At 47.7% G+C, this 24,466-nt stretch carries 25 protein-coding genes and 2 riboswitches; of the genes, 11 read left to right on the plus strand and 14 right to left on the minus strand.

Features of this window, described 5'->3' with window-relative positions:
- Positions 1-4: 4 nt before the first annotated feature.
- From DVG79_RS13355 to pta, 3 genes are all read right to left on the minus strand, one after another.
- The gene (locus DVG79_RS13355; RefSeq protein WP_114597169.1) at positions 5-1,312 is read right to left on the minus strand and encodes a nucleobase:cation symporter-2 family protein; all 1,308 of its coding nucleotides are present in this window, start codon (positions 1,310-1,312) and stop codon (positions 5-7) included.
- Positions 1,309-1,893, minus strand: coding sequence for a xanthine phosphoribosyltransferase (locus DVG79_RS13360; protein WP_114597170.1), 585 nt, complete (start codon positions 1,891-1,893; stop codon positions 1,309-1,311). The genes DVG79_RS13355 and DVG79_RS13360 overlap by 4 nt, the downstream gene beginning before the upstream one ends.
- 73 nt (positions 1,894-1,966) lie before the next feature.
- Positions 1,967-2,066, minus strand: a riboswitch (purine riboswitch).
- A gap of 66 nt (positions 2,067-2,132) precedes the next feature.
- Positions 2,133-3,119: a phosphate acetyltransferase gene (gene pta, locus DVG79_RS13365; protein WP_114597171.1), complete on the minus strand. Its 987-nt coding sequence runs from the start codon at positions 3,117-3,119 to the stop codon at positions 2,133-2,135.
- A gap of 345 nt (positions 3,120-3,464) precedes the next feature.
- On the opposite strand from pta, the gene hemQ reads away from it, so the two are divergent.
- Entirely contained in the window at positions 3,465-4,241 is a 777-nt protein-coding gene (gene hemQ, locus DVG79_RS13370) for a hydrogen peroxide-dependent heme synthase (RefSeq protein ID WP_114597172.1), read from the plus strand.
- Between the two features lie 93 nt (positions 4,242-4,334).
- Complete coding sequence (locus DVG79_RS16205) at positions 4,335-4,484, plus strand: hypothetical protein (protein WP_012369127.1); 150 nt, start codon at positions 4,335-4,337, stop codon at positions 4,482-4,484.
- Between the two features lie 145 nt (positions 4,485-4,629).
- Here the strand turns inward: DVG79_RS16205 and DVG79_RS13375 are convergent, their stop codons facing one another.
- Positions 4,630-4,998, minus strand: coding sequence for a DUF423 domain-containing protein (locus tag DVG79_RS13375; RefSeq protein WP_012369126.1), 369 nt, complete (start codon positions 4,996-4,998; stop codon positions 4,630-4,632).
- Entirely contained in the window at positions 4,995-5,606 is a 612-nt protein-coding gene (locus DVG79_RS13380; RefSeq protein WP_114597173.1) for a trimeric intracellular cation channel family protein, read from the minus strand. Before DVG79_RS13380 ends, DVG79_RS13375 begins: the two co-directional genes overlap by 4 nt.
- A 165-nt stretch (positions 5,607-5,771) precedes the next feature.
- Between DVG79_RS13380 and DVG79_RS13385 the strand changes: the two genes are divergently transcribed.
- The 4 genes from DVG79_RS13385 to DVG79_RS13400 all read left to right on the plus strand — a co-directional run bounded on the left by DVG79_RS13385 (position 5,772) and on the right by DVG79_RS13400 (position 10,200).
- Positions 5,772-7,400, plus strand: a complete 1,629-nt coding sequence (locus DVG79_RS13385; RefSeq protein ID WP_114597174.1) for an ABC1 kinase family protein — start codon at positions 5,772-5,774, stop codon at positions 7,398-7,400.
- 136 nt (positions 7,401-7,536) lie between these two features.
- Positions 7,537-8,388, plus strand: coding sequence for a GRP family sugar transporter (locus DVG79_RS13390; protein ID WP_199505869.1), 852 nt, complete (start codon positions 7,537-7,539; stop codon positions 8,386-8,388).
- An 18-nt stretch (positions 8,389-8,406) separates the two neighbouring features.
- The gene (locus DVG79_RS13395) at positions 8,407-9,192 is read left to right on the plus strand and encodes a glucose 1-dehydrogenase (protein ID WP_114597176.1); all 786 of its coding nucleotides are present in this window, start codon (positions 8,407-8,409) and stop codon (positions 9,190-9,192) included.
- 36 nt (positions 9,193-9,228) lie between these two features.
- Complete coding sequence (locus DVG79_RS13400; protein ID WP_114597177.1) at positions 9,229-10,200, plus strand: cation diffusion facilitator family transporter; 972 nt, start codon at positions 9,229-9,231, stop codon at positions 10,198-10,200.
- A gap of 70 nt (positions 10,201-10,270) precedes the next feature.
- Here DVG79_RS13400 and DVG79_RS13405 read toward each other — a convergent pair whose 3' ends face one another.
- The 3 genes from DVG79_RS13405 to DVG79_RS13415 form a co-directional block, all read right to left on the minus strand.
- Positions 10,271-11,008, minus strand: a complete 738-nt coding sequence (locus DVG79_RS13405; protein ID WP_114597178.1) for a thermonuclease family protein — start codon at positions 11,006-11,008, stop codon at positions 10,271-10,273.
- Positions 11,009-11,130: 122 nt separating this feature from the next.
- Positions 11,131-11,781: an SDR family NAD(P)-dependent oxidoreductase gene (locus DVG79_RS13410; protein ID WP_114597179.1), complete on the minus strand. Its 651-nt coding sequence runs from the start codon at positions 11,779-11,781 to the stop codon at positions 11,131-11,133.
- 57 nt (positions 11,782-11,838) lie between these two features.
- Positions 11,839-12,108, minus strand: coding sequence for a DUF5327 family protein (locus tag DVG79_RS13415; RefSeq protein WP_114597180.1), 270 nt, complete (start codon positions 12,106-12,108; stop codon positions 11,839-11,841).
- Positions 12,109-12,163: 55 nt separating this feature from the next.
- Between DVG79_RS13415 and DVG79_RS13420 the strand changes: the two genes are divergently transcribed.
- The gene (locus DVG79_RS13420) at positions 12,164-13,132 is read left to right on the plus strand and encodes a Gfo/Idh/MocA family oxidoreductase (protein WP_114597181.1); all 969 of its coding nucleotides are present in this window, start codon (positions 12,164-12,166) and stop codon (positions 13,130-13,132) included.
- 34 nt (positions 13,133-13,166) lie between these two features.
- Positions 13,167-14,825, plus strand: a complete 1,659-nt coding sequence (locus tag DVG79_RS13425; RefSeq protein ID WP_114597182.1) for a glycerol-3-phosphate dehydrogenase/oxidase — start codon at positions 13,167-13,169, stop codon at positions 14,823-14,825.
- Positions 14,826-14,885: 60 nt separating this feature from the next.
- Here DVG79_RS13425 and bcaP read toward each other — a convergent pair whose 3' ends face one another.
- The 5 genes from bcaP to DVG79_RS13450 form a co-directional block, all read right to left on the minus strand.
- Complete coding sequence (gene bcaP, locus DVG79_RS13430) at positions 14,886-16,319, minus strand: branched-chain amino acid transporter BcaP (protein WP_114597183.1); 1,434 nt, start codon at positions 16,317-16,319, stop codon at positions 14,886-14,888.
- Between the two features lie 231 nt (positions 16,320-16,550).
- Entirely contained in the window at positions 16,551-17,840 is a 1,290-nt protein-coding gene (locus DVG79_RS13435) for a DUF2252 domain-containing protein (protein WP_114597184.1), read from the minus strand.
- Positions 17,841-17,907: 67 nt separating this feature from the next.
- Complete coding sequence (gene msrA, locus DVG79_RS13440; RefSeq protein ID WP_114597185.1) at positions 17,908-18,855, minus strand: peptide-methionine (S)-S-oxide reductase MsrA; 948 nt, start codon at positions 18,853-18,855, stop codon at positions 17,908-17,910.
- A gap of 69 nt (positions 18,856-18,924) precedes the next feature.
- The gene (locus DVG79_RS13445) at positions 18,925-19,107 is read right to left on the minus strand and encodes a hypothetical protein (protein WP_014969226.1); all 183 of its coding nucleotides are present in this window, start codon (positions 19,105-19,107) and stop codon (positions 18,925-18,927) included.
- A gap of 128 nt (positions 19,108-19,235) precedes the next feature.
- The gene (locus DVG79_RS13450) at positions 19,236-20,714 is read right to left on the minus strand and encodes an amino acid permease (RefSeq protein ID WP_114597186.1); all 1,479 of its coding nucleotides are present in this window, start codon (positions 20,712-20,714) and stop codon (positions 19,236-19,238) included.
- A 134-nt stretch (positions 20,715-20,848) separates the two neighbouring features.
- Positions 20,849-21,033: riboswitch (Lysine riboswitch) on the minus strand.
- Between the two features lie 174 nt (positions 21,034-21,207).
- Between DVG79_RS13450 and DVG79_RS13455 the strand changes: the two genes are divergently transcribed.
- A complete protein-coding gene (locus DVG79_RS13455) occupies positions 21,208-21,657 on the plus strand; it encodes a MarR family winged helix-turn-helix transcriptional regulator (protein WP_114597187.1) in 450 nt (149 codons plus the stop codon).
- Between the two features lie 190 nt (positions 21,658-21,847).
- Positions 21,848-22,939 (plus strand): GGDEF domain-containing protein, encoded by a 1,092-nt coding sequence (locus tag DVG79_RS13460; protein ID WP_233494609.1) that lies wholly within the window; start codon positions 21,848-21,850, stop codon positions 22,937-22,939.
- A gap of 43 nt (positions 22,940-22,982) precedes the next feature.
- Here the strand turns inward: DVG79_RS13460 and DVG79_RS13465 are convergent, their stop codons facing one another.
- Positions 22,983-23,612, minus strand: a complete 630-nt coding sequence (locus tag DVG79_RS13465; protein WP_114597188.1) for a TetR/AcrR family transcriptional regulator — start codon at positions 23,610-23,612, stop codon at positions 22,983-22,985.
- 195 nt (positions 23,613-23,807) lie between these two features.
- Here DVG79_RS13465 and DVG79_RS13470 point away from each other — a divergent pair, with 195 nt between their 5' ends.
- Positions 23,808-24,464: an HlyD family secretion protein gene (locus tag DVG79_RS13470; protein WP_114597189.1), complete on the plus strand. Its 657-nt coding sequence runs from the start codon at positions 23,808-23,810 to the stop codon at positions 24,462-24,464.
- Positions 24,465-24,466 lie beyond the last annotated feature (2 nt).

Consider the following 24,466-nt stretch of genomic DNA (forward strand, 5'->3'; position numbering starts at 1 on the left):
AATCTTATTCAACCTTTGCCAACGGTGATTTTTTCATTGTGGTTTTCTTTTCCGTCAATCGGAATAAACCGTTTAAGAGCAACGCGGTTACTGATCCGGCAACGATCGGGCTGTCCGTCAAGACACGGACTTGATCCGGCAGTGACGCGACAATCGCCGGATTCATGCTGATACCGAGTCCGACACCCAGCGCCAGAGCCACCGTGATGACATGATCATTTTTGGAAAAATCGACGCGGGATAAAATCCGGATTCCGCTCGCTGCGACCGTTCCGAACATGACGAGCATCGCCCCGCCGAGAACCGGCTTTGGAATCAGCGTCGTGAAGGTTGCGACTTTCGGCAGGAAACCGAGCACAATCAAAAAGAATCCGGCAAAGATGATGACTTTTCGTGTTTTCACACCTGTCAATTGAACAAGACCGACATTCTGACTGTATGTCGTATACGGGAAACTGTTGAAGATTCCGCCGATGATGGTCGCTGCCCCTTCCGCGCGGTAGCCGCGGGCTAAATCCTGATCCGTCAACTTCTTGTCGGTGATTTCTCCAAGCGTCAAGAAGACTCCGGTCGACTCGACCATCGAAACGAGTCCGACCAGTGTCATCGTCAAAATCGCTGTTGCATTAAAGGTCGGGACACCAAAATAAAACGGTGTCACCATTTGGAACCACGACGCCTCGGCAACCGGGCTGAAATCAATCATCCCCATACCGAATGCAACGAGCGTTCCGATCAGGACGGCAATCAAGACCGCTGCCGCTTTCGAAAAGACCGTTCCGTAACGGTTAAAGACTAAAATCAAAACGATGGTCAGTCCGGCAAGTGCCAAGTACCGCATGTCACCAAAATCCTTTGCTCCTTGTCCGCCGCCGATATCGTTAATGGCAGCCGGAATCAACGAGATCCCGATGATCGTCACGACAGAACCGAGAACGACCGGTGGAAATAAAATCGCAATCCGGCTGAACCAACCGGAAATGACCAAGATGATGAATCCACTGGCGATCAACGCTCCATAAATCGCGGTAATGCCTTGCAGACTGCCGATCGCAATCATCGGACCGACAGCTGTGAACGTACAGCCGAGGACGACCGGTAAACCGACACCCGTATACTTCGTCACGAAAACCTGCAGCAACGTCGCTACACCACACATGAACAAATCAATTGCAACGAGATAAGCCAGTTCTTCCCCTGATAACCCGATCGCGCTGCCGACAATCAACGGGACAATTGCGGCTCCTGTATACATGGCGAGGACATGTTGCAGACCAAGGCCCGCCGCTTTAGCGTTGGATAACGTCTTCATACCGTCACCGGGTCAACGAACGTCGCCTCTCCGGCTTCTAACTTTTCAATCCGGGCAAGCGATTCGACACGGAATCCGGCATCCAGCAGCTTTTGACGTCCCGGTTGGAATGATTTTTCAATGACGATGCCGAAACCTGCAACTTCTGCTCCTGCCTGTTCGACGAGTTTCGCTAACCCAAATGCCGCTTCCCCGTTCGCGAGAAAATCATCGATGATCAGAACGCGTTCTCCTGCCTGCAGATACTTTTCCGCGACCGTAATCGTACTCGTCTGCTGTTTCGTAAACGAGTAGACTTCTGCTGAAATCGTACCTTCATTTAACGTCAGCGATTTGGTTTTCCGGGCATAGACCATCGGAACCCCTAATCGGAGAGCGGTCATCATCGCCGGGGCGATTCCGCCCGCTTCAATCGTCAAGATCCGTGTGATTCCGGCATCTTTGAACCGATCCATGAATTCATAAGCAATTTCCCACATCAAGGTCGGATCGACCTGGTGGTTTAAAAAGGAATCGACTTTTAATACCTGATCCGATAAGACTAATCCTTCTTGTTGAATCATTTCTTCCAAACGTTTCATAACTGATTTCTCCTTTTTGAACGAAAAAAACGTACAGCCGCTACCCGGGGGCAGCCACTGTACGCTAAAAAGAGAGCAGTAACTCACCACCCGTAGTCGGATCGTTACGGCGATCCGGTAGAGACTCGTGGGCCAATTCCCACTATTATACGAGCGTTGCTATACGTTTATTCGTTGATGCGTGATGTGTTCCATTTTACGGACTTCGCTAAAAAAGTAAAGTCTTTTTCGAAAATGGATTACGCTTGGCGTTCTTCAACAGCTTGTGCTGCTGTAATGATCGCCAATTTGTAGACGTCTTCTTCGTTACATCCGCGTGACAGATCGTTGACCGGTTTGTTGAGTCCTTGAAGAATCGGTCCGATTGCTTCAAAACCACCAAGACGTTGTGCGATTTTGTAGCCGATGTTTCCAGACTCAAGGCTTGGGAAGATGAAGACGTTCGCTTGACCGGCAACGTCTGATTCTGGTGCTTTTGATTTCGCGACACTCGGGACGAACGCTGCATCAAATTGTAATTCTCCGTCGATTGCGAGTTCCGGTGCACGTTCTTTTGCAAGACGTGTTGCTTCGACGACACGCTCTGTTTCCGGTGATTTTGCAGAACCTTTTGTCGAGAAGCTGAGCAACGCAACTTTTGGCTCGATGCCGAATGTTTTTGCCGTTTTCGCAGAAGCAATCGCATTTTCAGCTAAATCGTTAGCGTCAGGTGCAATGTTGATGGCACAGTCGGCAAATACGTACTGCTCGTCGTCACGGACCATGATGAAGACACCTGAGGTCTTTTTATAGCCTTCTTGCATTTTGATGATTTGCAGCGCCGGACGAACCGTATCGCCTGTTGCGTGCATCGCACCCGAAACAAGACCTTCTGCTTTTCCTGTGTGAACGAGCATCGTTCCGAACGTGTTGACGTCTTTCAGAATGAGCGCACGTGCCTGCTCTTCCGTTGCTTTTCCTTTACGGCGCTCAACGAATGAGGCAACCAGTTCTTCGATTCCTTCATATGAAGCCGGATCAATCGTTTCAAGATCTGCCACGTCGATGTTGTTGGCTGCTGCCGTCTCTTCGATTTGACCGCGTGGTCCGATGACGATTGGTGTGACTAAACCGTCTTTTTTCAAACGTACAGCTGCACCAAGAACACGGGCATCGATTCCTTCAGGGAAAACGATCGTTGGTTGATGGGCTTTGACTTTTGTCTCAAGCATTTCGAATAATTGCATGATATTAGCTCCTTTTGTGGCGAATAAGTGTCGGTTTTTGTTAAGTGTACATTCCATTGTTCATTATACACAGTTCTGTTTCGTTGTTAAAACAATTTGCAAAAAAGTGTGTTTTTCATTCTGACGCCTGACTTTTCGAATACTATTACAGTATCTTTTTTAATATAGTACAGACAAAAAGAGAAGCTGTTTCTCACACCCTTTTACTCCATACCCTGCTTTCTGTTTTTCTATGTCGGTGATGCCTGAAGATCGAACCCGTTTTCTTACGGGAAAAACAAAAAGATATGGTAAGATTGAACATGGATTAACACGTTTACTACTACAGATTCAGGAGGTTTTCTCATGCAACATCAATCATCCGAACCAACCGTTACACAACAAGCGGCCGAAACACTCGATGGCTGGTATACATTTCATGATTTCCGCCGGATTGACTGGGCCCGTCTCAAGCAGGTCGACGCTTCCATCCGGACGAAGATGGTACAGGAGTTCCAGGCATTCCTGGGCGAACTCGCACAAGTTGAAGAACAAAAAGAAGGCAGTCACGCTCTCTACACGATCATCGGTCAAAAAGCCGATCTCGTTTTGATGGTCCTTCGTCCGACAATGGAAGACATTCAAGACGTCGAAGTGAAGATGCAAAAACTTGATTTATACGACTACCTGATTCCAACATATTCGTACGTTTCTGTTGTCGAACTCGGCACATACCGCGGATCCGGAGAAGGTAACCCGTACGAAAATCCGTACGTCCGTGACCGTCTCTATCCAATCCTGCCAAAATCGAAGCATATCTGTTTCTATCCGATGAGCAAGTCACGCCGCGACGGGGACAACTGGTATACGCTTTCGATGGAGAAACGAAAAGAACTGATGTACCGTCACGGGATGATCGGTCGGAGCTACGCTGGGAAAATCCAGCAAATCATCGGCGGATCAACCGGATTCGACGACTGGGAATGGGGCGTCACACTGTTCGCAAACGATATTCTGCAGTTCAAGAAAATCGTCTATGAAATGCGTTTTGACGAAGTCAGTGCCAAATACGGTGAATTCGGTGAGTTCTTTATCGGTAACCGCCTGGAAACAGCGGATCTTGAAGCACATTTCGCACTTTAATCTGCTAAATCACGTTTCATAGGAAAACCCTGCGGGAATATACTCTTTGCGGCCACAAAAACTGTCAGATTTGTACCCGAAGGAGGAATTACCATGGGGAATGCTATGAACCGATCAACACGATCGCGTGAATTGCAATTCGCTGTGCTTTCAAAAGAGCTAAAGCCAGTCGCAGAACGCGTACTGGACCGCTATGAGCAAGCATTATCGAAGCTAAACAAAACACAACCTGCCAAGCGCTGAGGCATCTGCTTCCATCGCTCTATATCGTACCGGTGAACAGACGAGTTCTGTTTACCGGTTTTTTTCATATTTATCAAAAAAGGATCTACCCGCTTCATCCGTTTCTCTGTTCGAGTCACGTGAAGCGGGTAGATCCTTACTGTCTTTACAATCCTTTATACGCGCCGATGGCGACAAAAATCCATGCCGCGATGAACAGGACGCCGCCAATCGGTGTCACCGCACCGAGTTTCGTCACACCTGTCAGCGCCATCACATACAGGCTGCCGGAGAAGAAGACGATTCCGGCAAGCATCAACCAGCCGGCTAATGAGAACTGGGAAATCGACACCTTCAATAACATCCCGCCGAGTGCGAGGATTCCAAGCGAGTGAACCATTTGATACAACACACCCGTCTGCCAGTTCGCGAGCATCCGCTCCGATAACATATCTTTTAAGGCATGGGCACCGAACGCACCAAGCGCTACGGCGAGCATCATCGATAATGCTCCAATCATGATGAAAATCTTCATTCTTTTTCTCCCCCTAAACGTCGTGCTGGTAAATTCCATTCATAATAATAGGATAGCATACGTAAAATCGTAATCAGCCCGAGTAATGTGAACAAATGGAGTGGATTCGTCAGTTCGAACCGATCGATGACGAGTGCTGCCATGACGGCCCACATCGCATAGATTTCTTTATGCAGGACAAGCGGTTTACGTCCGGCAAGTAAATCGCGGATGACCCCCCCGCCGACACCGGTCAAAACGGCTGCCGAGATGGTTGCCGATAACGGCAGACCTTTCGCAGAAGCCATCAACGCGCCTTGAATCGCAAAGGCGGATAAACCGAGGGCATCAGCAAGCACGCCCCATCGCGTCCAGTGCGGTAAAAATAATTGCGGTAAAATGAAAATCAACAAAGCGACTAAAATCGCGATTAAAAACAGTCCGCCTTGCGACCAGAGCGCAGAAACCGGGACACCAATCAACAGGTTACGGATGGCACCACCACCGAAGGCCGTGATTAAAGCGAGCAGCCAAACACCAAACAAATCATACTTTTCTTCCATCGCGACAATCGCGCCACTCATCGCAAACGCAACCGTTCCAATGATATTTAATAAGTCCCAGGACATACGCACATTTCACCTTTCCCATTAGAAATTCCAATACTTACTATACGCTCTTTTTTGATTCCGGCAAGCTTATTTTTTCTGTCACCGATTCGACCGTTTGTAAGTGACGTTTTTAGGTAAAGTAACCTATACTGAAACAAACTGTACAGGAAGCTAGGTGAAGGCATGAAACGTTGGGCGCTTTATCGGATTTTCATCATCGTAACGATGTTCGCTCGTTACATTTGGACGATTTATCGATTCACTCGCAAGAACCGACCCGGTACGAATAATGAAGAATTTGAGCGCATCATGATTACGATTGCGCGTGACTATAAGAAAAAAGCCCTTCGTCTCGAAGGACTCCTCATTAAACTGGGGCAGTTCCTGTCGATTCGGGCCGACCTGTTTCCCCCGTCCGTCTTGATGGAGCTGACGGAACTTGTCGACAAAGTTCCATCAAGTAAACTCGGCGAATCTCGGAAAATCATCGAAGAGGACTGGGGAACGACGATCGAAGACATCGTCGATGACATTTCCCCCCGGCCGATTGCCTCTGCTTCAATCGGTGAAGTTTATAGCGCAACGCTTAAATCAAACGGCCGGAAAGTAGCGATTAAAGTTCAACGGCCGAACATTGAACAAATCATCAAAACCGATTTCCGGGCGATGCGGCTCGTCATTGCGATGCTCCGCCGGACGTCCCTCAATAAATCAACCGATTTACAAAGTCTGTACCGTCAGATGGTATTCGTCATCGGAGATGAGCTGAACTACCGGACAGAATTAAAAAACGGTCTGTACTTCAAAAAGATGTACGAAACGAATCCCGTCATCTACATTCCGGATTACTTTGAAGAACACTGCACCAACCGTGTTCTCGTCATGGAATGGATCGAAGGCACACGCATCACGGATCTTGATTACTTAGCGGAACATAACATCGACCGCGATGAACTGGCCCGGAACCTGTTCCTGAATGCCGGAGAGCAGTTACTGTTCGGCGGTAAATTCCATGCCGATCCCCATCCCGGTAATGTCCTTGTCCAAAGTGACGGTCGGATCGTCTTACTCGATTTCGGGATGATCGGCGCGACGACAGCCGACGATATGCGGGCGATTCAACGTATTCTCCAGTCCTTCGTGACGCTCGATTACGATGCCATTGTCGACGGACTCGAAGATTTACGCTTTTTATTACCAAACGCCAACAAACAAAACATCCGTCAAGCAATCGAAAAAGCTGTTACCTTCTATCTTGAGAGTGACATGGAAAACGTTGATACGAAGTTGATTGAAAAAGTATTATCCGATATTGAATTACTGGTCCGAAACGAACCGATCCAACTTCCGGCAGAATTTGCCTTTTTCGGTCGTGCGGCCTCGACGATTCTCGGTATCCTACAAATTTTATCACCGAAAATCAATTTACTCGATCTTGCTAAGCCGATGGTTCGGAGATGGCTCGACGAAGAAGGGAAAAACCAAAACCGTTACTTGCAAATCGTCGCTTCCTACGGGGCACGATTACTCGCCTTCCCGCGTCTCGTCAACGATGCCTTAAGCGAACCGACAAGATGGCGTCTGTTTGAACAACAGAAGTTTTCCCGTGTCGCTAACATGGAGTCGTTAAAAATCCGCCAGTGGACCAGTTCCCTCGTCGGAATTGTCAGCCTTCCGGTCAGCTATACCGGCTACTTCCTTGCTCACTACGATGTGATGGGGATTTCACTAGCCGTTGCCATCATCGCTTTATGGAACGGCCGACGGATCGGACGACAGATTGTCCGGATTGCCGATGAACCGTTTAAATAATCACTGAAACGCCCTTGTGAGAGGGCGTTTTTTTATTTTGAAATAATGTTTTTTCATTCTTCTATGTTTTTCGTATCTGTTCCCGGGGTACATCTTCAAGTAGATAGAAAGAAAACTAGAAGAGGTGAAACACTTGATTGATATCTTAATTGCGCTCGTACCTGCCTTGATGTGGGGGACACTTCCGTTGGTCGTCTCTAAAATCGGTGGTTCGACGGAACAACAAATTATCGGAACAACACTTGGAGCGTTGATTTTCGCCATCATCACCTTCTTTTTTGTCAGTCCTGAGCTTTCGACGACGGCCTGGGTCGCCGGATTCTTCTCCGGTGCTTTTTGGGCGCTCGGTCAAATGAATCAGTTTGCTGCCTTTAAACAGATGGGCGTCTCAAAAACGATGCCGATTTCGACCGGGATGCAACTTGTCGGTACTTCTTTGTTTGGTGTCCTTGCCTTCGGTGAATGGTCAAACCGAACTGCCTTGATCCTCGGTATCAGTGCACTCGTCTTAATCGTTGCCGGTGCCGCTTTCACTTCTTATAAAGAAGATAAAAGTAAACAGGATGAAAACATCGGAAAAGGTTTATTGTTACTCCTGATTTCAACTGTCGGTTACGTCGGCTATGTCGTGATTGCCCGCTGGTTCAACATCAACGGCTGGGAAGCTGTCTTGCCGCAGGCCATCGGTATGGTCATCAGTGCCATCCTGTTATCTTTACGAAAAGGAAACCTGTTCACGAAAAAAACAGCCGGCAATACAATTGGTGGTCTCATGTGGGCAGTCGGTAACATCGCCCTGTTGTTTGCAACTGCCAAAGTCGGTGTCGCCACCAGCTTTTCACTGTCACAAACCGGTGTCGTCATCTCGACAATCGGTGGTGTCGTCCTGCTAAAAGAAGCAAAAACAAAAAAAGAAATGACCTTCGTCGTTATAGGCTGTATCTTGGTCGTCGTCGGTGGGATCATGATTGGATTTACGAAGCAATAATAAGGAGGAGTTCATGTTATGTATAACAGTCTAAAAGGTAAAGTCGCTATCGTCACAGGTGGATCAATGGGAATCGGTGAAGCTATCATTCGTCGTTATGCGGAAGAAGGCATGCGTGTCGTCATCAACTACCGGAGTCACCCGGAAGAAGCCAAGAAAATTGCCGATGACATCATCCAAGCCGGCGGTGAAGCGATTACTGTTCAAGGGGATGTCTCAAAAGAGGATGATATGATCAATCTCGTCAAACAAACGGTCGATCACTTCGGGCAGCTCGATGTTTTCGTCAATAATGCCGGTGTTGAAATGCCGTCACCTTCGCATGAAATGTCACTTGAAGACTGGCAAAAAGTCATCGATGTCAACTTAACCGGTGCCTTCCTCGGTGCCCGCGAAGCACTCAAGTACTTTGTTGAGCACAACGTCAAAGGGAATATCATCAATATGTCGAGCGTTCACGAGATCATTCCATGGCCGACATTTGTCCACTATGCAGCCAGTAAAGGTGGCGTCAAACTGATGACGCAGACGCTTGCGATGGAATATGCACCAAAAGGGATCCGCATCAATGCAATCGGACCGGGTGCGATCAATACACCCATCAATGCCGAGAAATTTGAGGATCCAAAACAACGTGCTGACGTTGAAAGCATGATTCCGATGGGCAATATCGGGAAACCGGAAGAGATTTCTGCAGTCGCAGCATGGCTTGCTTCGGACGAAGCGAGTTATGTAACGGGAATTACTCTGTTTGCTGACGGTGGTATGACACTTTATCCATCATTCCAAGCTGGACGCGGGTAATTCCCGCGTTTCCGCTCTTTAAAGGGAGGAACCCTCATGTCGAATTTTTTCACACTGCTCAGGCGCGGAAATAAATCCGCTCTCGCTGCTGCCATCGTCAATACCATTATTGCCATTATAAAATTCGTCGCTTACATCTTGACGGGAAATATCGCCATGTTTGCAGAAATGATGCATACCATCGGTGACGCAGCCAATCAGTTTTTTGTTTATATCGGATCAGCATTAAGTAAAAAAGCACCGACCAAACGGTTTCCGAACGGCTTCGGTCGACTCGTCAATCTTGTTTTACTCGCCGCCATTCTTGTTGTCGCCATCCTTGCTTACGAAACGATTCGTGAAGGTGTTTTGCATATTCTTCATGCACCCGGTGAGAAAACGAGTGGTCTTTGGATCATTTTGACCGCACTTGGAATCGGTGTCGTACTTGAAGTCGGTGTCTTCTACAAAGCAATGATTGAAATTGCCCATGAGACCGGACTAAAATCCCGTGGTCTGACGCTGGTCGGTCAGAGTTTTGCTAACTTATCGCAGGCAAAACCGGCGACACGGCTTGTCTTCATGGAAGATTTGGTCGCAACACTCGGTGGTGTCATCGCCATCATCGCTGTCCTGATTTCACATTATACGTCGTTTTATCAGGCAGAAGGTATCGCTTCGATCTTGATCGGTTTGATGATGTTCTATGTCGTCTATAATGTTTTCATTCAAAATGCTGCCGGTGCGCTCGGTGAGATTGATGAAGTCTTAACCGCAAAAATCGGCGAAATCCTGATGCGTGACCCGGACGTACGTGATATCGAAAAACTTGAAGTCATCAAAGAAGGGGATCACTTCCACGTTGAAATCGAGATTGAAGTGGATCCTGGACTGACGATTGCTCAAGCAGACGATATTAAAGACCGCCTTGAATTGCAGATTCGGATTCTAAAAGGCATCACGGATGTGACAATTTCTTTTGATGAAGATGATAAGATTCAACATTATCAGCCGCCGACCCAACCGTAATAACAATTGCTTGAACCATCCACAAACAGGTACCTCCGATTTGTTATCGAGGTACCTGTTTGACGTTCTGTTAATTCGCCGCCCGGACGAATCCGGCTTCTTTTGCTTCCTGTTCACTGCAAAACACCTCTTCCGGGTTCACTTCGTCATATGAACGTCCCCCTTGGATGTGATAAATTTTCTTCCCTTGACGGTTAATGTTGCCTTTGATGTCGGCACAGTCCCCTGACTCTTCCGATGTCCCATTCATGACCGAGGTATCAAACCCCCGATCCGTCGCATATCCGTTTGTCTGCCAGACTCCTAACTTTTCCCCTTTTGCTTCGTCTTCGATTTTCTGAAATGTCTCGACGTACCGGGTATCCGGCTCATAAATATAGGCGACCCGTGCCAAACCTTTTCGTAACAGTTCCTGATTGATCATTTTCCCGTCCGCCCAAACGTACGCCAGCAATCGACCGTACCGGTCTGCTTTCGATTCATCGCGTTCGAGCAATACCTCACTGCCTGCCGGTAACGCTTCTTTTGTAAAACGTGATGCTTCCGGACCATACGGTTGAACCGGCTTTTCCGGATTCACGGTTTCCGGTGTGTCGATCAATAAAAAACGGACATCTTTCGTTTGACCGTTTTGCAGCCGGACTTTCACCGTATCCCCGTCGATGACACGCTCGACGGTGGCTTCCGTCACTTTTGTTTCATCCGGTTGCTTGATACCAATCTGTTCATCTGTCTCTGAATCCAGCGCACATCCGGTCAAACCGATGATGCTGACGATGAGAAGCAGTTGGGTGAACCATCTTTTCATATTCTCTTCCCCCTCGTTCATTCGATTCAAAAAAGCGTCGACATCAGCGTCGACGCTTGCCCATTCCCATCTTGCCTGAAGTTCATTTCATCCTATGCCGTTCTGCCGAGGCTGACGGCTGATCAGTCTGCTTCGAGCACTTTTTCGACATCGGTGCGATTCGTGTACAGCGTATAGAAGGCTTCAGCAACGTTTTTCGGATCAAGTGCCGTTCCACGTTTGACTTCCCCGGCAATCGTCACGGTCCCGACGTAGACATTGTCGTCTTTTAACGTATCGTGCAACATATGCGTCAGTTGACGGACACCGGCCTTCCCGATCGACAGACCCGGTAAGGATTTAATGGCATTCAGTGCTGCTCCGCCGCCGGTAATCAAGATGGCTCCGTCTTTTCGTGCCACCATATCCGGTGCGACGATTTGCGCGGCATGCAACGCTCCAAGGACATCAATTTCAAATTCTTTTGTAATCTGTTCAGCTGATACCTCGAGCACGGACGCTTGATGCAGGATTGAGGCATTATAGACAAGGACATCAATTTGTCCGTATTGGTCTTTTGTCCATTCGACAAGTGATTCGAGATCTGCGCGGCGTGAGGCATCGCATTCGACCCCAACGGCTTCGATCCCTTGTTCTTTCAGTTCCGTGATGACGGCTGCCAGTGTTTCCTGTGTCCGTGCAGCACAAACGACCTGGAATCCTTCTTTGCCGAACCGTTTGCTGATTTCGGCTCCGTTTCCCGGACCCGCTCCGATGACGATGACTGTTTTCATGTTGTGTTCCCCCTTGTTTTTTCCTTTTACTCTATTCCCACAATTGATTTGATTTACTCAAAAATCGAGTAAGGACGGTCCTTTTTCTTCTTTTTCTTGGGCAACTCCCATAAAACGGGCCAGCATCGGATCGACTTCCGGCTTTTGCTGTTCGGTTGCTGGAGTTAGAACCGAATGAGTCGTCGATTCTGTCATCGGTTGTTCGAGCAGCAACTCACAATAGGCTTTCATTGCGGCCACATATTCGACCTGTACTGTACCGTTCGACTGCTCAATTTTTGACATCGTCTGACGCATTTTTTCAATGACTTGTTGTTCTGTAATCATCTTGCTCACCTCATATGATAGATTGAATGTATTAACCGAAAAGGAAGTGTCCTCCATGATTCGTACTGCTTTAATTGGTTTTGGACTTGCCGGCGAAAATCTGCATGCCCCGTATCTTACACCACCTGATTATCAACTTGTTGCAGTTCAGTCCAGTCGTCCGGAAGCAGTCGCCGCCCGTTATCCCGATGTGCCGGTGTATTCTTCGCTTGCAGCGTTATTAGCTGCTGAAACGGTTGAACTGGTCGTGATCGCGACACCGAATGCTAAACATTATCCCCTCGCCAAGACAGCGTTACTTGCCGGCTGTCATGTCCTGGTCGAGAAGCCGTTTACGGTCACCTTGACGGAAGCCGAACAGCTGACAGACCTTGCACGTCAGCAAAATCGATTACTGACAGTTTACCATAACCGCCGTTATACAAAAGACTTCCAAACGTTGCTCGGACTGGTGCAAGCCGACGAACTGGGCGTCGTTCAGACCTTCGAAGCCCACTATGACCGCTATCGTCCGACCGTCCGGGCACGCTGGCGGGAACAGGACGTCCCGGGTGCCGGTCTGCTTTATGATTTAGGCTCTCATTTAATTGATCAAGCCCTGATGTTATTTGGCGAACGACCGGATCGTGTCTTTTGTGATCAGACGATTCAGCGTCCGGATGGTCAGGTCGAAGACTATACGCACCTGATTCTGGCTTTCGGAACACGACGCGCTGTTTTGCACATCGGCTCACTTGTTCCGGCTCCCGGTCCCTCGCTTGCCGTCCACGGGACGAAAGCGAGTTATTTCGTCGACAGTGTGGATACGAAACGCTCGACGTACACATGGGGAAGACCTGAACAGCCTCTCGAGGAACGTCCTTTCGTCGCTTCTGGTTTTGCCGACTACTATCATGATTTGGCGCAGGCCTTACGTCATGAGTCCCCTCTTGCCGTCACGACGGAACAAGCTCTGCTCGTCATGAAAATTATTGATTGTGCTCAAAAAAGTGTAAAAGAGGGTACATGGATAGAAGTAGAATAAAATAATCCACTTCAGACGAACAGGGGGAAAATGCATGTTTTCAAGTACGGAACGAACCGCATGGTTAGAAGAGATGGGACAGGAATTGCTCGATGTATTGGTCATTGGTGGCGGCATTACAGGTGCAGGGATTTTACTCGATGCTCAAAGCCGGGGTATGCGGACCGGGTTGATTGAGATGCAGGATTTCGCAGAAGGCACATCAAGCCGCTCGACGAAACTTGTTCACGGAGGCTTACGTTATTTAAAGCAATTTGAGATCAAATTAGTCGCAGAAGTCGGGAAAGAACGGGCGATTGTTTATGAAAATGCACCGCACGTCACGACACCTGAGTGGATGATGTTACCGCTTGTCGAAGGCGGGACATTCGGCAATTTTTCGACGTCGATCGGTCTGCGGGTTTATGATCAATTGGCAGGCGTCCGACGCCATGAACGACGCACGATGTTATCTAAAGAAGAAACGCTTCGGTATGAACCGCTTTTACGGTCGGAACACCTCGTCGGAGGCGGGCGTTATGTCGAATACAAAACGGATGACGCCCGCTTGACGGTCGAAGTCTTAAAAGCGGCGGTCGGATACGGTGGACGTGCCGTCAACTATACGAAGGCAGAGTCACTGGTCTACCACAACGGAAAAGTCGTCGGCGTCGAAGTACAGGACGTCTTAACCGGCAAGACCTATACGATTCGTGCGAAAAAAATCATCAATGCAACAGGTCCTTGGGTCGATGAATTACGCGAAAAAGACGGCTCAAAATCAGGGAAGTCGCTTCATCTGACGAAAGGCATCCATCTCGTCATCGACCAAGCTCATTTTCCGTTGCAACAAGCCGTCTACTTTGATGTGGCGGACGGACGGATGATTTTCGCGATTCCGCGCGAAGGAAAAACGTATGTCGGCACGACGGACACGAATTATCAAGGCGACATTCTCGAACCGGGGGTGACGGAAGAAGACCGGGACTATATTTTAGATGCGACGAATCAGATGTTCAACGTTGATTTGCACGCTGAGCACGTCGAATCGACATGGTCCGGCTTACGTCCATTGATTCACGAAGACGGCAAAGATCCGAGTGAACTGTCGCGTAAAGATGAAATCTTCGTTTCGAAATCCGGCTTGATGTCGATTGCCGGCGGAAAATTGACGGGGTACCGGAAGATGGCGGAACGAATCATCGATATGGTCGCTGATCAGTTCAAGGAGGAGGAGAACCGGATTTATCTCGCCTCCCGGACACACGATATTTTACTCGGAGGCGGTCATCCTGACGGCAGTAAAGGATTTGCCCGGTACTTGAAAGAACAGCAGCCTAAAGGTGAAGCCCTCGGATTATCTCCGAAGGAAGCGACGTGGCTGATTCAACGTTACGGAACGGATGTCGAACGTGTCTTTGAATTAATTCGCTCGCGCGGCAGTGAAGCGGAACGTTATCAGCTTCCCCTCCACTGGTTCGGCGGATTATTATACGGACTGGAAGCAGAACTCGTCATGCAACCGGGTGATTTCCTGAATCGACGCGCTTCTGCCGTCTTCTTCGATTTCCCGAATGCAGAAAAATATGCCGACGGTGTTCTCGCTTTAATGCGAAGCGAACTTGGATGGTCGGCAGAAGAAGAAGCGAAAGCCAATGCCAGCATCCAACGTGAGTTCGATGCGGTTCGGATCAAGACTTCTCTGCCTTCTTAATTCACTATACTTCCGACTCACAACAAAAAAATGCGACCCCTTCACGGGATCGCATTTTTTTTATTTGTCGTCTGAAGCTGCGAGTTCGGCAGCCGGCATATTTCCCGGTTCCAGATTCGAGTTCTTTCGGGCAAAGGCGAAGTACAGGACAAGTCCAATCGCCAGCCAGATGAAGAAAGCAATCCATGTTTCGAGTTTCAAGTTGAACATCAAGAAGAGACAAGAAGCGATCGCTGCGATCGGCACGTACGGCATTCCCGGGCATTTGAATGCACGTGGAAGATCCGGTTGTGTTTTACGAAGGATCAAGACCGCAACAGAGATTAAGACGAATGCTGCGAGTGTCCCCATGTTAACGAGGTTTGCGATGACATCGAGTGGAACGAGTCCTGCGACTGTCGCACTACCAAGACCAATCATCCATGTTGCTTTGAACGGTGTTTTGTATTTTGGATGTACTTCCGAAAATACTTTCGGGAACATGCCGTCACGTGAGATGGCGAACGCTAAACGTACCATTCCGTATGTCATGACGAGGATAACGGTTGTAATCCCGAGGATGGCACCTAAATCGATGAAACCGGCGACCCAGTTTTGTCCTGCCATTTGAATGGCGAGTGAAACCGGGTGATCGACGCCCGCAAATTTTTGGTACGGGACGATTCCTGTCATGATAGCCGCTACGATGACGTAAAGGACTGTACAGACCGCAAGCGAACCGATGATACCACGTGGTAAGTTTTTTTGCGGCTCACGGACTTCTTCTGCTGCCGATGTGACGGCATCAAAACCGATATAAGCAAAAAAGACGATGGCTGCTCCAGAGAAGACGCCGCCCCATCCGAATGGTGTAAATGGTGCCCAGTTCGTTGGTTCAACATAGCCGACACCAACGACGATGAACAAGACAACGACTGCCAGTTTAATGATAACCATGATGTTGTTGACACGTTTTGTTTCTTTAATCCCCATCGATAACAATCCTGTGATTGCAAGTAAGATCAGGAAGGCCGGTAAGTTAAAGAACGTTTTTGCCCCCTCGATCGCCCCGGGTGCTGCTGAAATGGCTGTCGGAAGATGAATACCAAATCCGCCGAGTAACGACTGGAAGTAACCGGACCACCCTGCCGCAACGGCACTGGAGGCGAGTCCATATTCAAGTATCAAGTTCCAGCCGATGATCCAGGCAAAGATTTCCCCCATCGTTGCGTACGTATACGTATAGACGGATCCACTGACCGGAATCGTCGAAGCGAATTCGGCATAAGCGAGTGCCGCTAACCCACAGGCAATGGCAGATAAAATGAATGAGACGATAAGACCAGGTCCTGCTGTCAATGCTCCTGTTCCGGTTAGGACGAAAATTCCCGTACCAATGATGGCACCAATTCCTAAAAACGTTAAATCCATTGCGCCAAGATTTCGAGCAAGTCCGCTGTTACGCTGACTCGCAGCAATCATAGCGGAAACATCTTTTTTCCGCGTCAAACTCATGATGATACTCCCCCTGTGGTGTGTTTAGTTCGAATTACAAAAAATGTTTTGCAATTACTTAATCCAAAATTTACGAAGTTTTCAGATAAATTGATATAGGTCATTAGACCCATTTGCAAATTGCGTTTCGCTTACATGATTTTAAATCCATCAAAAAATCCCCTCTCAAACCAGTATGAACCGGTATTCAGAAGGAATCTTTGTCTAAAAAAAGCTCTTCGAAAATAATGTTTAACGAGTAGCTAACCAACTTAAAAACACTTGGAAATCAAGCGTTGTCCGTGCTGCATAGGCACTCGACCACCGTTGAATTTGACGGGTGAATTCTGTATCCGATACCCCAATCGATTCGATGATGACGACGTCCGCATGATGCTTTAAAACATCAATCTCAATTCCTGCATCCATGTCGGCCCGCGCATGGATTTTGGCGGTAATTTGACCTTGAATCGAAAGGACGTTTTCGAGGTCATCCTGGTTTTTAATGTGTTTGGCTTTCAGCTTTTTTTTGTATGGAGAGCGTTCCCGCACATAATATTCTTTCCCTTGCATCGTCACATAACCGAGATACGGATCCTCATGTGCCTGCATGGCCTTTTGTGACGTGATGATCCGGCGACCTTGGTGAACCGTCTCAACCTCCTGCAAATACACCGGGACAAACAAAGACGGCACAGAAGACTGGGCTTGCTTCATCTCAAGAATCAAGTCTTCATGCTCTCCCCCTTTTCCTTCGACCAAAATATAATACCGCTCAAGACCGATCGAAGCCGTTCCGCTGTCGAGTTTATAGACGATATCCTTAATGTCATAGAATCCGTCCTCTTGCCGATCTTCAGGATCAATCGTTGCGATATATTCCGGCCAAACCGCTTCAATTGCTGCATAAGTCGAGGCATCGAGCCGCTTCATATCCGGTAAATCAGTGAACTGACGTTGTCCATCGACGACAGTCGTCCGTTCTCCTAGTAATTCCGACTTCTTTTTCTCTGCTTTTTTAATCAGTTTACGGATCGGCCCTTTCGTGTTGTCGATCGTAAAGCAGACCTTGCTTGGATTTTTCCCTTTGGCATATTGGCGTAAGTCATCTAAGTAATGTTGAATGTAGGCTGCAATGGCCGGCTCTGCATCATACCCCGCTTCTTCCGCAAACAATTGGACGGAGACTGCCATCCGAATCAAATCGTACAGATAAGAACCGAGATACCCTTCGTCAAAGTCATTGACGTCATAAATGATTTCACCCTTGGCATTACCGTGAACCCCAAAGTTTTCGAAGTGGAGATCACCCTGAATCCAGGTCGGTGTCTCGGGGGGCGTATCAAATCCGAGTGGAATCCGTGTTACATCATAATAAAACAAATGGGAACTGCCGCGGAAAAAGAGAAATGGACTGGCACTCATCTTTTGATACTTCGTTTGCCGTGCTGCTTCATCCAATCCACGGACTTCATGATCGTAAAAATCCAGTACTTTCGCGATGGTCAGCTGTCGAATTTCTTCATAGACTTGTGTAAACATACAAACCCCTCCTTTTTCTAGAAAAAAGACAGCAAAACGAATCCGCTTTGCTGCCTGCCTGTTGACTTCATTCGAAGTGTTTTTTATATTCCCCATATCCTGCCGAATCAAGCTCTTCTACCGGAATAAACCGGAGTGCTGCCGAATTGATGCAGTAGCGGAGACCACCAAGCTCGGTCGGACCGTCATCAAAGATGTGACCAAGATGACTGTCTGCATTCGCGGAACGGACTTCTGTCCGTGTCATGCCGTGCGTCGTGTCGAGTTCGACTTCCATCTTGTCCTCGGAAATCGGTTTGGCGAAGCTCGGCCATCCGCAGTTCGAGTTAAACTTGTCTTTTGACGTAAAGAGCGGTGTCCCGTCGACGATATCAACATAAAGTCCCGGTCGTTCCTCATCCCAATATTCATTACGGAAAGCCGGTTCCGTCCCGTTTTCCTGCGTAACTTTATACTGAATCGGCGTCAGACGTTGTTTCAGTTCCTGTTCTTTGCCCTGATCCTTCCAGGCTTCCTTCACGAACTTGGCACGTCCCGATCCGACGCTGTACATCTGATAACGGAATGGATTTTTTTTGTAATAATCCTGATGGTATTCTTCTGCCGGCCAGAACGGTTTTGCCGGACGGATGTCGACTGCTACCGGACGTGAAAAACGTCCAGAGGCGTCAAGCGCCGCTTTCGAACGCTCTGCCGCTTGTTTTTGTTCTTCATCGACATAAAAAATTGCCGGTTCATACGATTGACCACGGTCATTAAACTGTCCGCCGCCATCCGTCGGATCGATTTGCCGCCAAAAAATTTCAAGCAACTCATCGTATGAAATGACAGACGGATCATACGTGACTTCCACTGCTTCTAAATGTCCTGTCGTTTCAGAACAGACCTCTTTATAAGTCGGGTTTTCTGTATGACCACCTGTATAACCGGAAATGACTTGTTCGACGCCATCATATTTATGAAATGGCTTGACCATGCACCAAAAACAGCCACCTGCGAATATTGCTTTTGCCATCTAGCTTCCCCTCCTCTGTATAGGTCTATTTTAACGCGTTCTGCGCCACTACCCTACTATCTTGCTCAGTCAATCTTCAGGATTCGCTTTTAGACGGCGCATGACAAAATAAATCGCCGCAAACACTAAAATCAATCCACCGAGTGAATACCATATGTTATTCATACGGTACAGCATCTGATAGATGGCTAACGTCACAAGCAAAATCGCAATCGGGATGAATGCCCGTTTAAAGTGATACCAATAGTTCACTGAGGTCGCCTCCATTTTTCTTTTATCTTATACGATTTTTTACTGTTTGATATGCTTTTCTAGATTATTTCTTTTTCAACATCCATCAAAAAAAGCCGACTCCGTTTGAAACGGAATCGACTTTTCACTTACGGACGCGGATGCTCCGGGAATTCCATTTCTTCATAAGGAACGACCGATGTCCGGTTTTTAAATTTATGACCTAACCAAAATGCAAGGAATAACGGAATACCAACATATGTTGCGGCAATTCCCACCCAGTCAATTTGATCCGCGAGGAATGCGGCGTAGTTTTGACCGACGATGACGAGGAAACAAAGTCCGAACGCAAAGAGCGGTCCAAACGGGAAAGCAGGTGCCACGTATGGCAAATCACTGAGCGAATGACCTTGCGCAAGGAATCCTTTACGGAAACGGTAATGGCTGATCGCGATACCGAGCCAGGCGATGAAACCGGTCATCCCGGAAGCATTCAACAACCAGAGGTAGACCTGCCCGCCAAACATCGATGTCAGGAAGCAAAGTGCGCCGATTGCCCCTGTTGCGAGCAAGGCATTACGGGGAACACCGTTTTTCGAGACTTGTGCGAACATTTTCGGTGCGTCACCTTGGCGTGCCAATGTGTACAGCATCCGTGTCGATGCGTACATCCCGGAGTTCCCGGCTGATAAAACAGACGTCAGGATGACGGCGTTCATCAATGCTGCCGAGAACGCGAGACCGGCTTTTTCAAAGACAAGTGTGAACGGACTGACGGCTACATCGGTAATATCGTTTGAAACCAGGTTCGGACTTGTATACGGAATCAACATGCCGATGACAAAAATCGCAAATACATAAAAGAGAAGAATCCGCCAAAAGACTTGTTTCACAGCTTTCGGGACGTTTTTCTTCGGATCTTCCGATTCACCTGCTGCGATTCCGACTAGTTCGGTTCCTTGGAAACTGAAACCGGCGACTAAGATAATACCGATGACGGCTGGAATGCCTCCGACGAACGGTGCGTCACCTAATGCAAAGTTTTTAAAGCCGACCGGTGCTTCTGATGTGAAGACACCAAAGATCATCGCGACTCCGACAATCAGGAAGATGATGACGGTGACGACCTTGATCATCGCGAACCAGTATTCGGCTTCACCGAATCCTTTAACGGAGAAGTAGTTCAAACCAATCATCAGCAACAAGAAGATGGCACTGAAATAAAAACCCGGAACATCCGGGAACCAGTAGGTCATGACGATTTGTGCCGCAACAAGTTCAACGGCAATCGTAACTGCCCAGTTGTACCAGTAGTTCCAACCGAGTGCAAAGCCAAACGACGGATCAACGAACTTGGCACCGTAGGTTGAGAAGGAGCCGGCGACCGGCATGTAAGCGGCCATCTCACCAAGGCTCGTCATTAAAAAGTACACCATCAATCCGACGACCGCATACGATAACAGGGCACCGCCCGGGCCGGCAGCCGCAACGGACGCACCGGAAGCAATGAATAAACCGGTTCCGATGGCACCGCCGATCGCAATCATCGACATGTGACGGGCTTGCAGACCGCGTTTTAATCCTTCTTCAGTTGAATCGAGTTTTCTTTGGGGTTGTAAAGTATTCATCTTATTCGCTTCTCTCTTTTTTAAATTTTTGAGAGGACACTTTTTGAATCGAAAAAAAACAAAAAGCGCCCTCACCTTCCAGAAGGAAGATGAGAACGCAACATAGTAAACAGGATGCGCCCCATTCTACCGTCGTGAAAGATAGCTCCCCACAAGTCAGATCCGACCTGTGACAGTATTAGACCTGTTCGACCTAATCCCAATCGATCATCTTCAAAGCGATGATTGATTTCGGCAATCCTTCCTTTTCAATCACCTCATCTGCCGCTTGACGACATCCGTGACTGTACTTATAAGAACTGCAACCTCCATCCCACTGGTTGAGTGAGAACTAATTAAGTTTGTTATAATTTCATTATTACTTCGTCATGTTACACAAAACGTCTTTAAATTGTCAATTCTTTTTTTGAAATACCCGCTATTCATGGTAAAATTCCGTATTTTTTAGTACACTAAACTATAGAAGTTAACTGAGAGAAAGGATGTTGCTTGAATGCCACAAGAACGTGATCAACTGACCTATCGATTAGAGGAACAAATGCGGGTCATTCTCCGGACATTACGCCGTGAACTCAACCGACTGTTTGAAGGAACCGCGACGCGGAGTGAATTTTTCATTTTGCGCAGCCTGTCTGAAAATGGTCCCCAACGCCCGACTCTACTCGCAGAACAGTTTGAGCTTGCGACAAGTCAGGTAACAGCTTTGACTGATCGCCTGTTTAAAGCCGGATTCGTCACGCGGACGCGTTCGACAGACGACAGAAGATCGATTGTTTTAGCACTGACGGATGAAGGCGAAACCGCTTTCCGCGAACTTGAAATCGTCCGCCGGAAATACCTCCAAGACCGTTTTGGTACACTCACGGAAGAAGAGCTCCATGCGATGGTCCATGTCTTCGATAAGATCCTTCTAACGATGGATGAAGAGGCAGTTTCTTCCTGAAAATTGTTTTAAAAAAATATTAACTTTTTTCTCTGACAAAGTTCACTTGACTGTGTACTTTGTCTTTTTTTGTCGACTTATCGTGTTTCCCTAAACATTTTTCCATTTCTTGCCGTTATTAAAATGGGTATACTAAAACTATCTTATTGGAAATGCGTTTACGAGGAGCTGGGAGGATTTGTTGTCCATCATGAATAATTTCATCATCAATTTTTGTCTACTGTTTACAACGATCACTCTTTTGTTTCTACCTTTTCGAAATCGCCCGCGGATTACACCGAACACGAATCTGAACATCCGACTCGTATTAGGTTTCATCGCCGGCTTGATTTCTGTACTCTTGATGTTCAACAGCATCCAGATCGATGTCGCCCGGATTGATTTACGGATTGTCCCTGTCGTCATTGCCATGATGTTCGGCGGCTTACCTAGTGCACTCGTCACCGGCACCATGATTATCGCAACACGTTTTGCCCTGACGCCTGTCGAACAAATCGATGCTGCCGTCCTGTCATCGATCGTCATCGGATTGTTCATCCTGACGATTGCCATCGTCCGGCGCTACATCCGGATGACTTTCTGGAACTTCGAACTGATGATCGGGATCGGGATTCTCTATTCGTTGCCGGCTATCTATTTGTTGACGAGCAGTTGGACGACCTTCATTGAAATCTCACTGGCTTACATATTCTTTAACCTGATTGCCGGCTTCGTGACCTATCACCTGTTGACGGAGTTGCGACGACACTTTGAAAATATCCAGTATCAACAAAAGCTCGCCATGACGGATGCCTTGACCGGACTCGCTAACCGGCGCCGGCTTGATGATTCCTTGACCCTTGTCGGGTCAGCAGAAGACGGGTATTCGCTTGTCTTGATTGATATTGATTTCTTTAAGCACGTCAACGATACATATGGTCATGATGCCGGAGACGATGTTTTACGGCAACTCGGAACGACATTAGCATCACTGGCACGGCCGGATGATTTGGTCGGGCGTTACGGGGGAGAAGAATTTTTAATCATTCTCCCGAATACATCACTCGTCGATGCGAAGAGTATTGCCGAGCTTGCCCGGACGACAGTCGCCCGAAATCTGTTCCCGACGACGGCCGTTCCTGACCTACAGATTACGATTTCGCTGGGGATTGCGCATTCCAGCAGCTCGCATACGTCTCTTGAAGCTTTGCAGCAGGCGGATAAAGCGTTATATCATTCGAAAGACAGCGGACGTAATCGGAGTACGACTTACACCAAACAACTGGAACTCGAACAAGCCTGATCATCGCCCTTTCCCGTCATTCGGTGAAAGGGCGATCTTTTTTTCAGGTATTCTTTTCTACTGGTCCAGTCGATTGTTCGGGAAAACCGATACTCTTGACCGTTCCGAAAACAATCATCCGGCTGAGTTGGTCCGCCATATAAGCCGCTGAATAAGGACGACCGTTTCGTAACCAGGAAATCAATAATCCAAGCTGTCCACCGATCACGTAGTTCAATAATAAATCACGATCGACCAGTTGGGTTTCATTGACCGCATGTGCTTCAAACACACGTTGATAGTTTTCTTTTAACGTATCCAAAAAGCGCGAGATGAACGTTTTGACCGGACCATTCAACAACATCGTCCGGTAAAATTGTTCATGCTGCTCAATATGGATGAAAAGCCGTTCGAAATAGCGGCTGACCCGTTCGAGCGATGGATAGTCCGGTGATGTGATTCCTTGAATCCGGATCGCTTCCACAAGAAGCCGCATATGATCGTCTACAATCTGATTCAGCAAATCATATTTATCCGTAAAGTGTGCATAGAACGTCGATCGATTGACAGCCGCCCCATCCGTCAACATCTTGACTGTGATTGTTGAAAAAGGATGATGGTCAAGCAAACGGAATAATTCTTTTGTAATACGGTCACGTGACCGTTTTGGTCGTGGATCTTGTCCTGAATTCATCTGCCAGAACCACCTTTTTTTGATATTGTATCCGTTCTCATCGACTTTTCCAACACTTTGTCGGAAATTGTCGGTTGTATATTGATTCCTTCTCCATATAATTAACTATATTAACTACTCCTCCCCCAGAGGAGTAGTTTTTATGTTAGGACTGGGGAACTCAGAGTATACGGAAGAAAGGATGCATTTTATATCATGAACATGAAAAAAGTCTTATTGATTAACATTTTGACACTGGTCGTTTTAATCGGTGGAGGCGCGATCGGCTATTACTACTACGATCAAGCGACAAGTTATGTCAAAACAGACAATGCCAAGATTGACGGAAAAATGATTACAATCGCAAGTCCCGGTGCCGGTAAACTGACGGACTGGACAGCAAAAACAGGTCAAACGCTCGACAGTGACGCAACACTCGGTCACGTCATGATGGCACAAGCCGGTCAAAAACCGGTCAGCACGGCTGTCTCTATGCCAACTAAAGCAACGGTCGTTCAGTCGATGGCGACAGAAAACGGCGTCGTTGGAGCAGGAGCACCACTTGCCTATGGTTTTAACTTAAACGAGCTTTGGGTAACAGCCAATGTCGAAGAAACAGAGATCGATGAAGTTAAAGTCGGACAAACCGTCGATGTTTATGTGGACAGCTATCCGGACACGACGTTATCCGGTGAAGTCGAACAAATCGGTATGACGACGGCTGGAACATTTTCGATGATGCCGTCTTCAAACGGAACGGCCAACTATACAAAAGTTGCGCAAGTCATTCCGGTCAAAGTCTCACTGTCACAAGAAAAATCACTCGACATTCGACCTGGTATGAATGTGACCGTCCGCATTCATAAGGATTAAGG

Source organism: Exiguobacterium sp. RIT594, assembly GCF_003339585.1.
Lineage (GTDB): Bacteria > Bacillota > Bacilli > Exiguobacteriales > Exiguobacteriaceae > Exiguobacterium_A.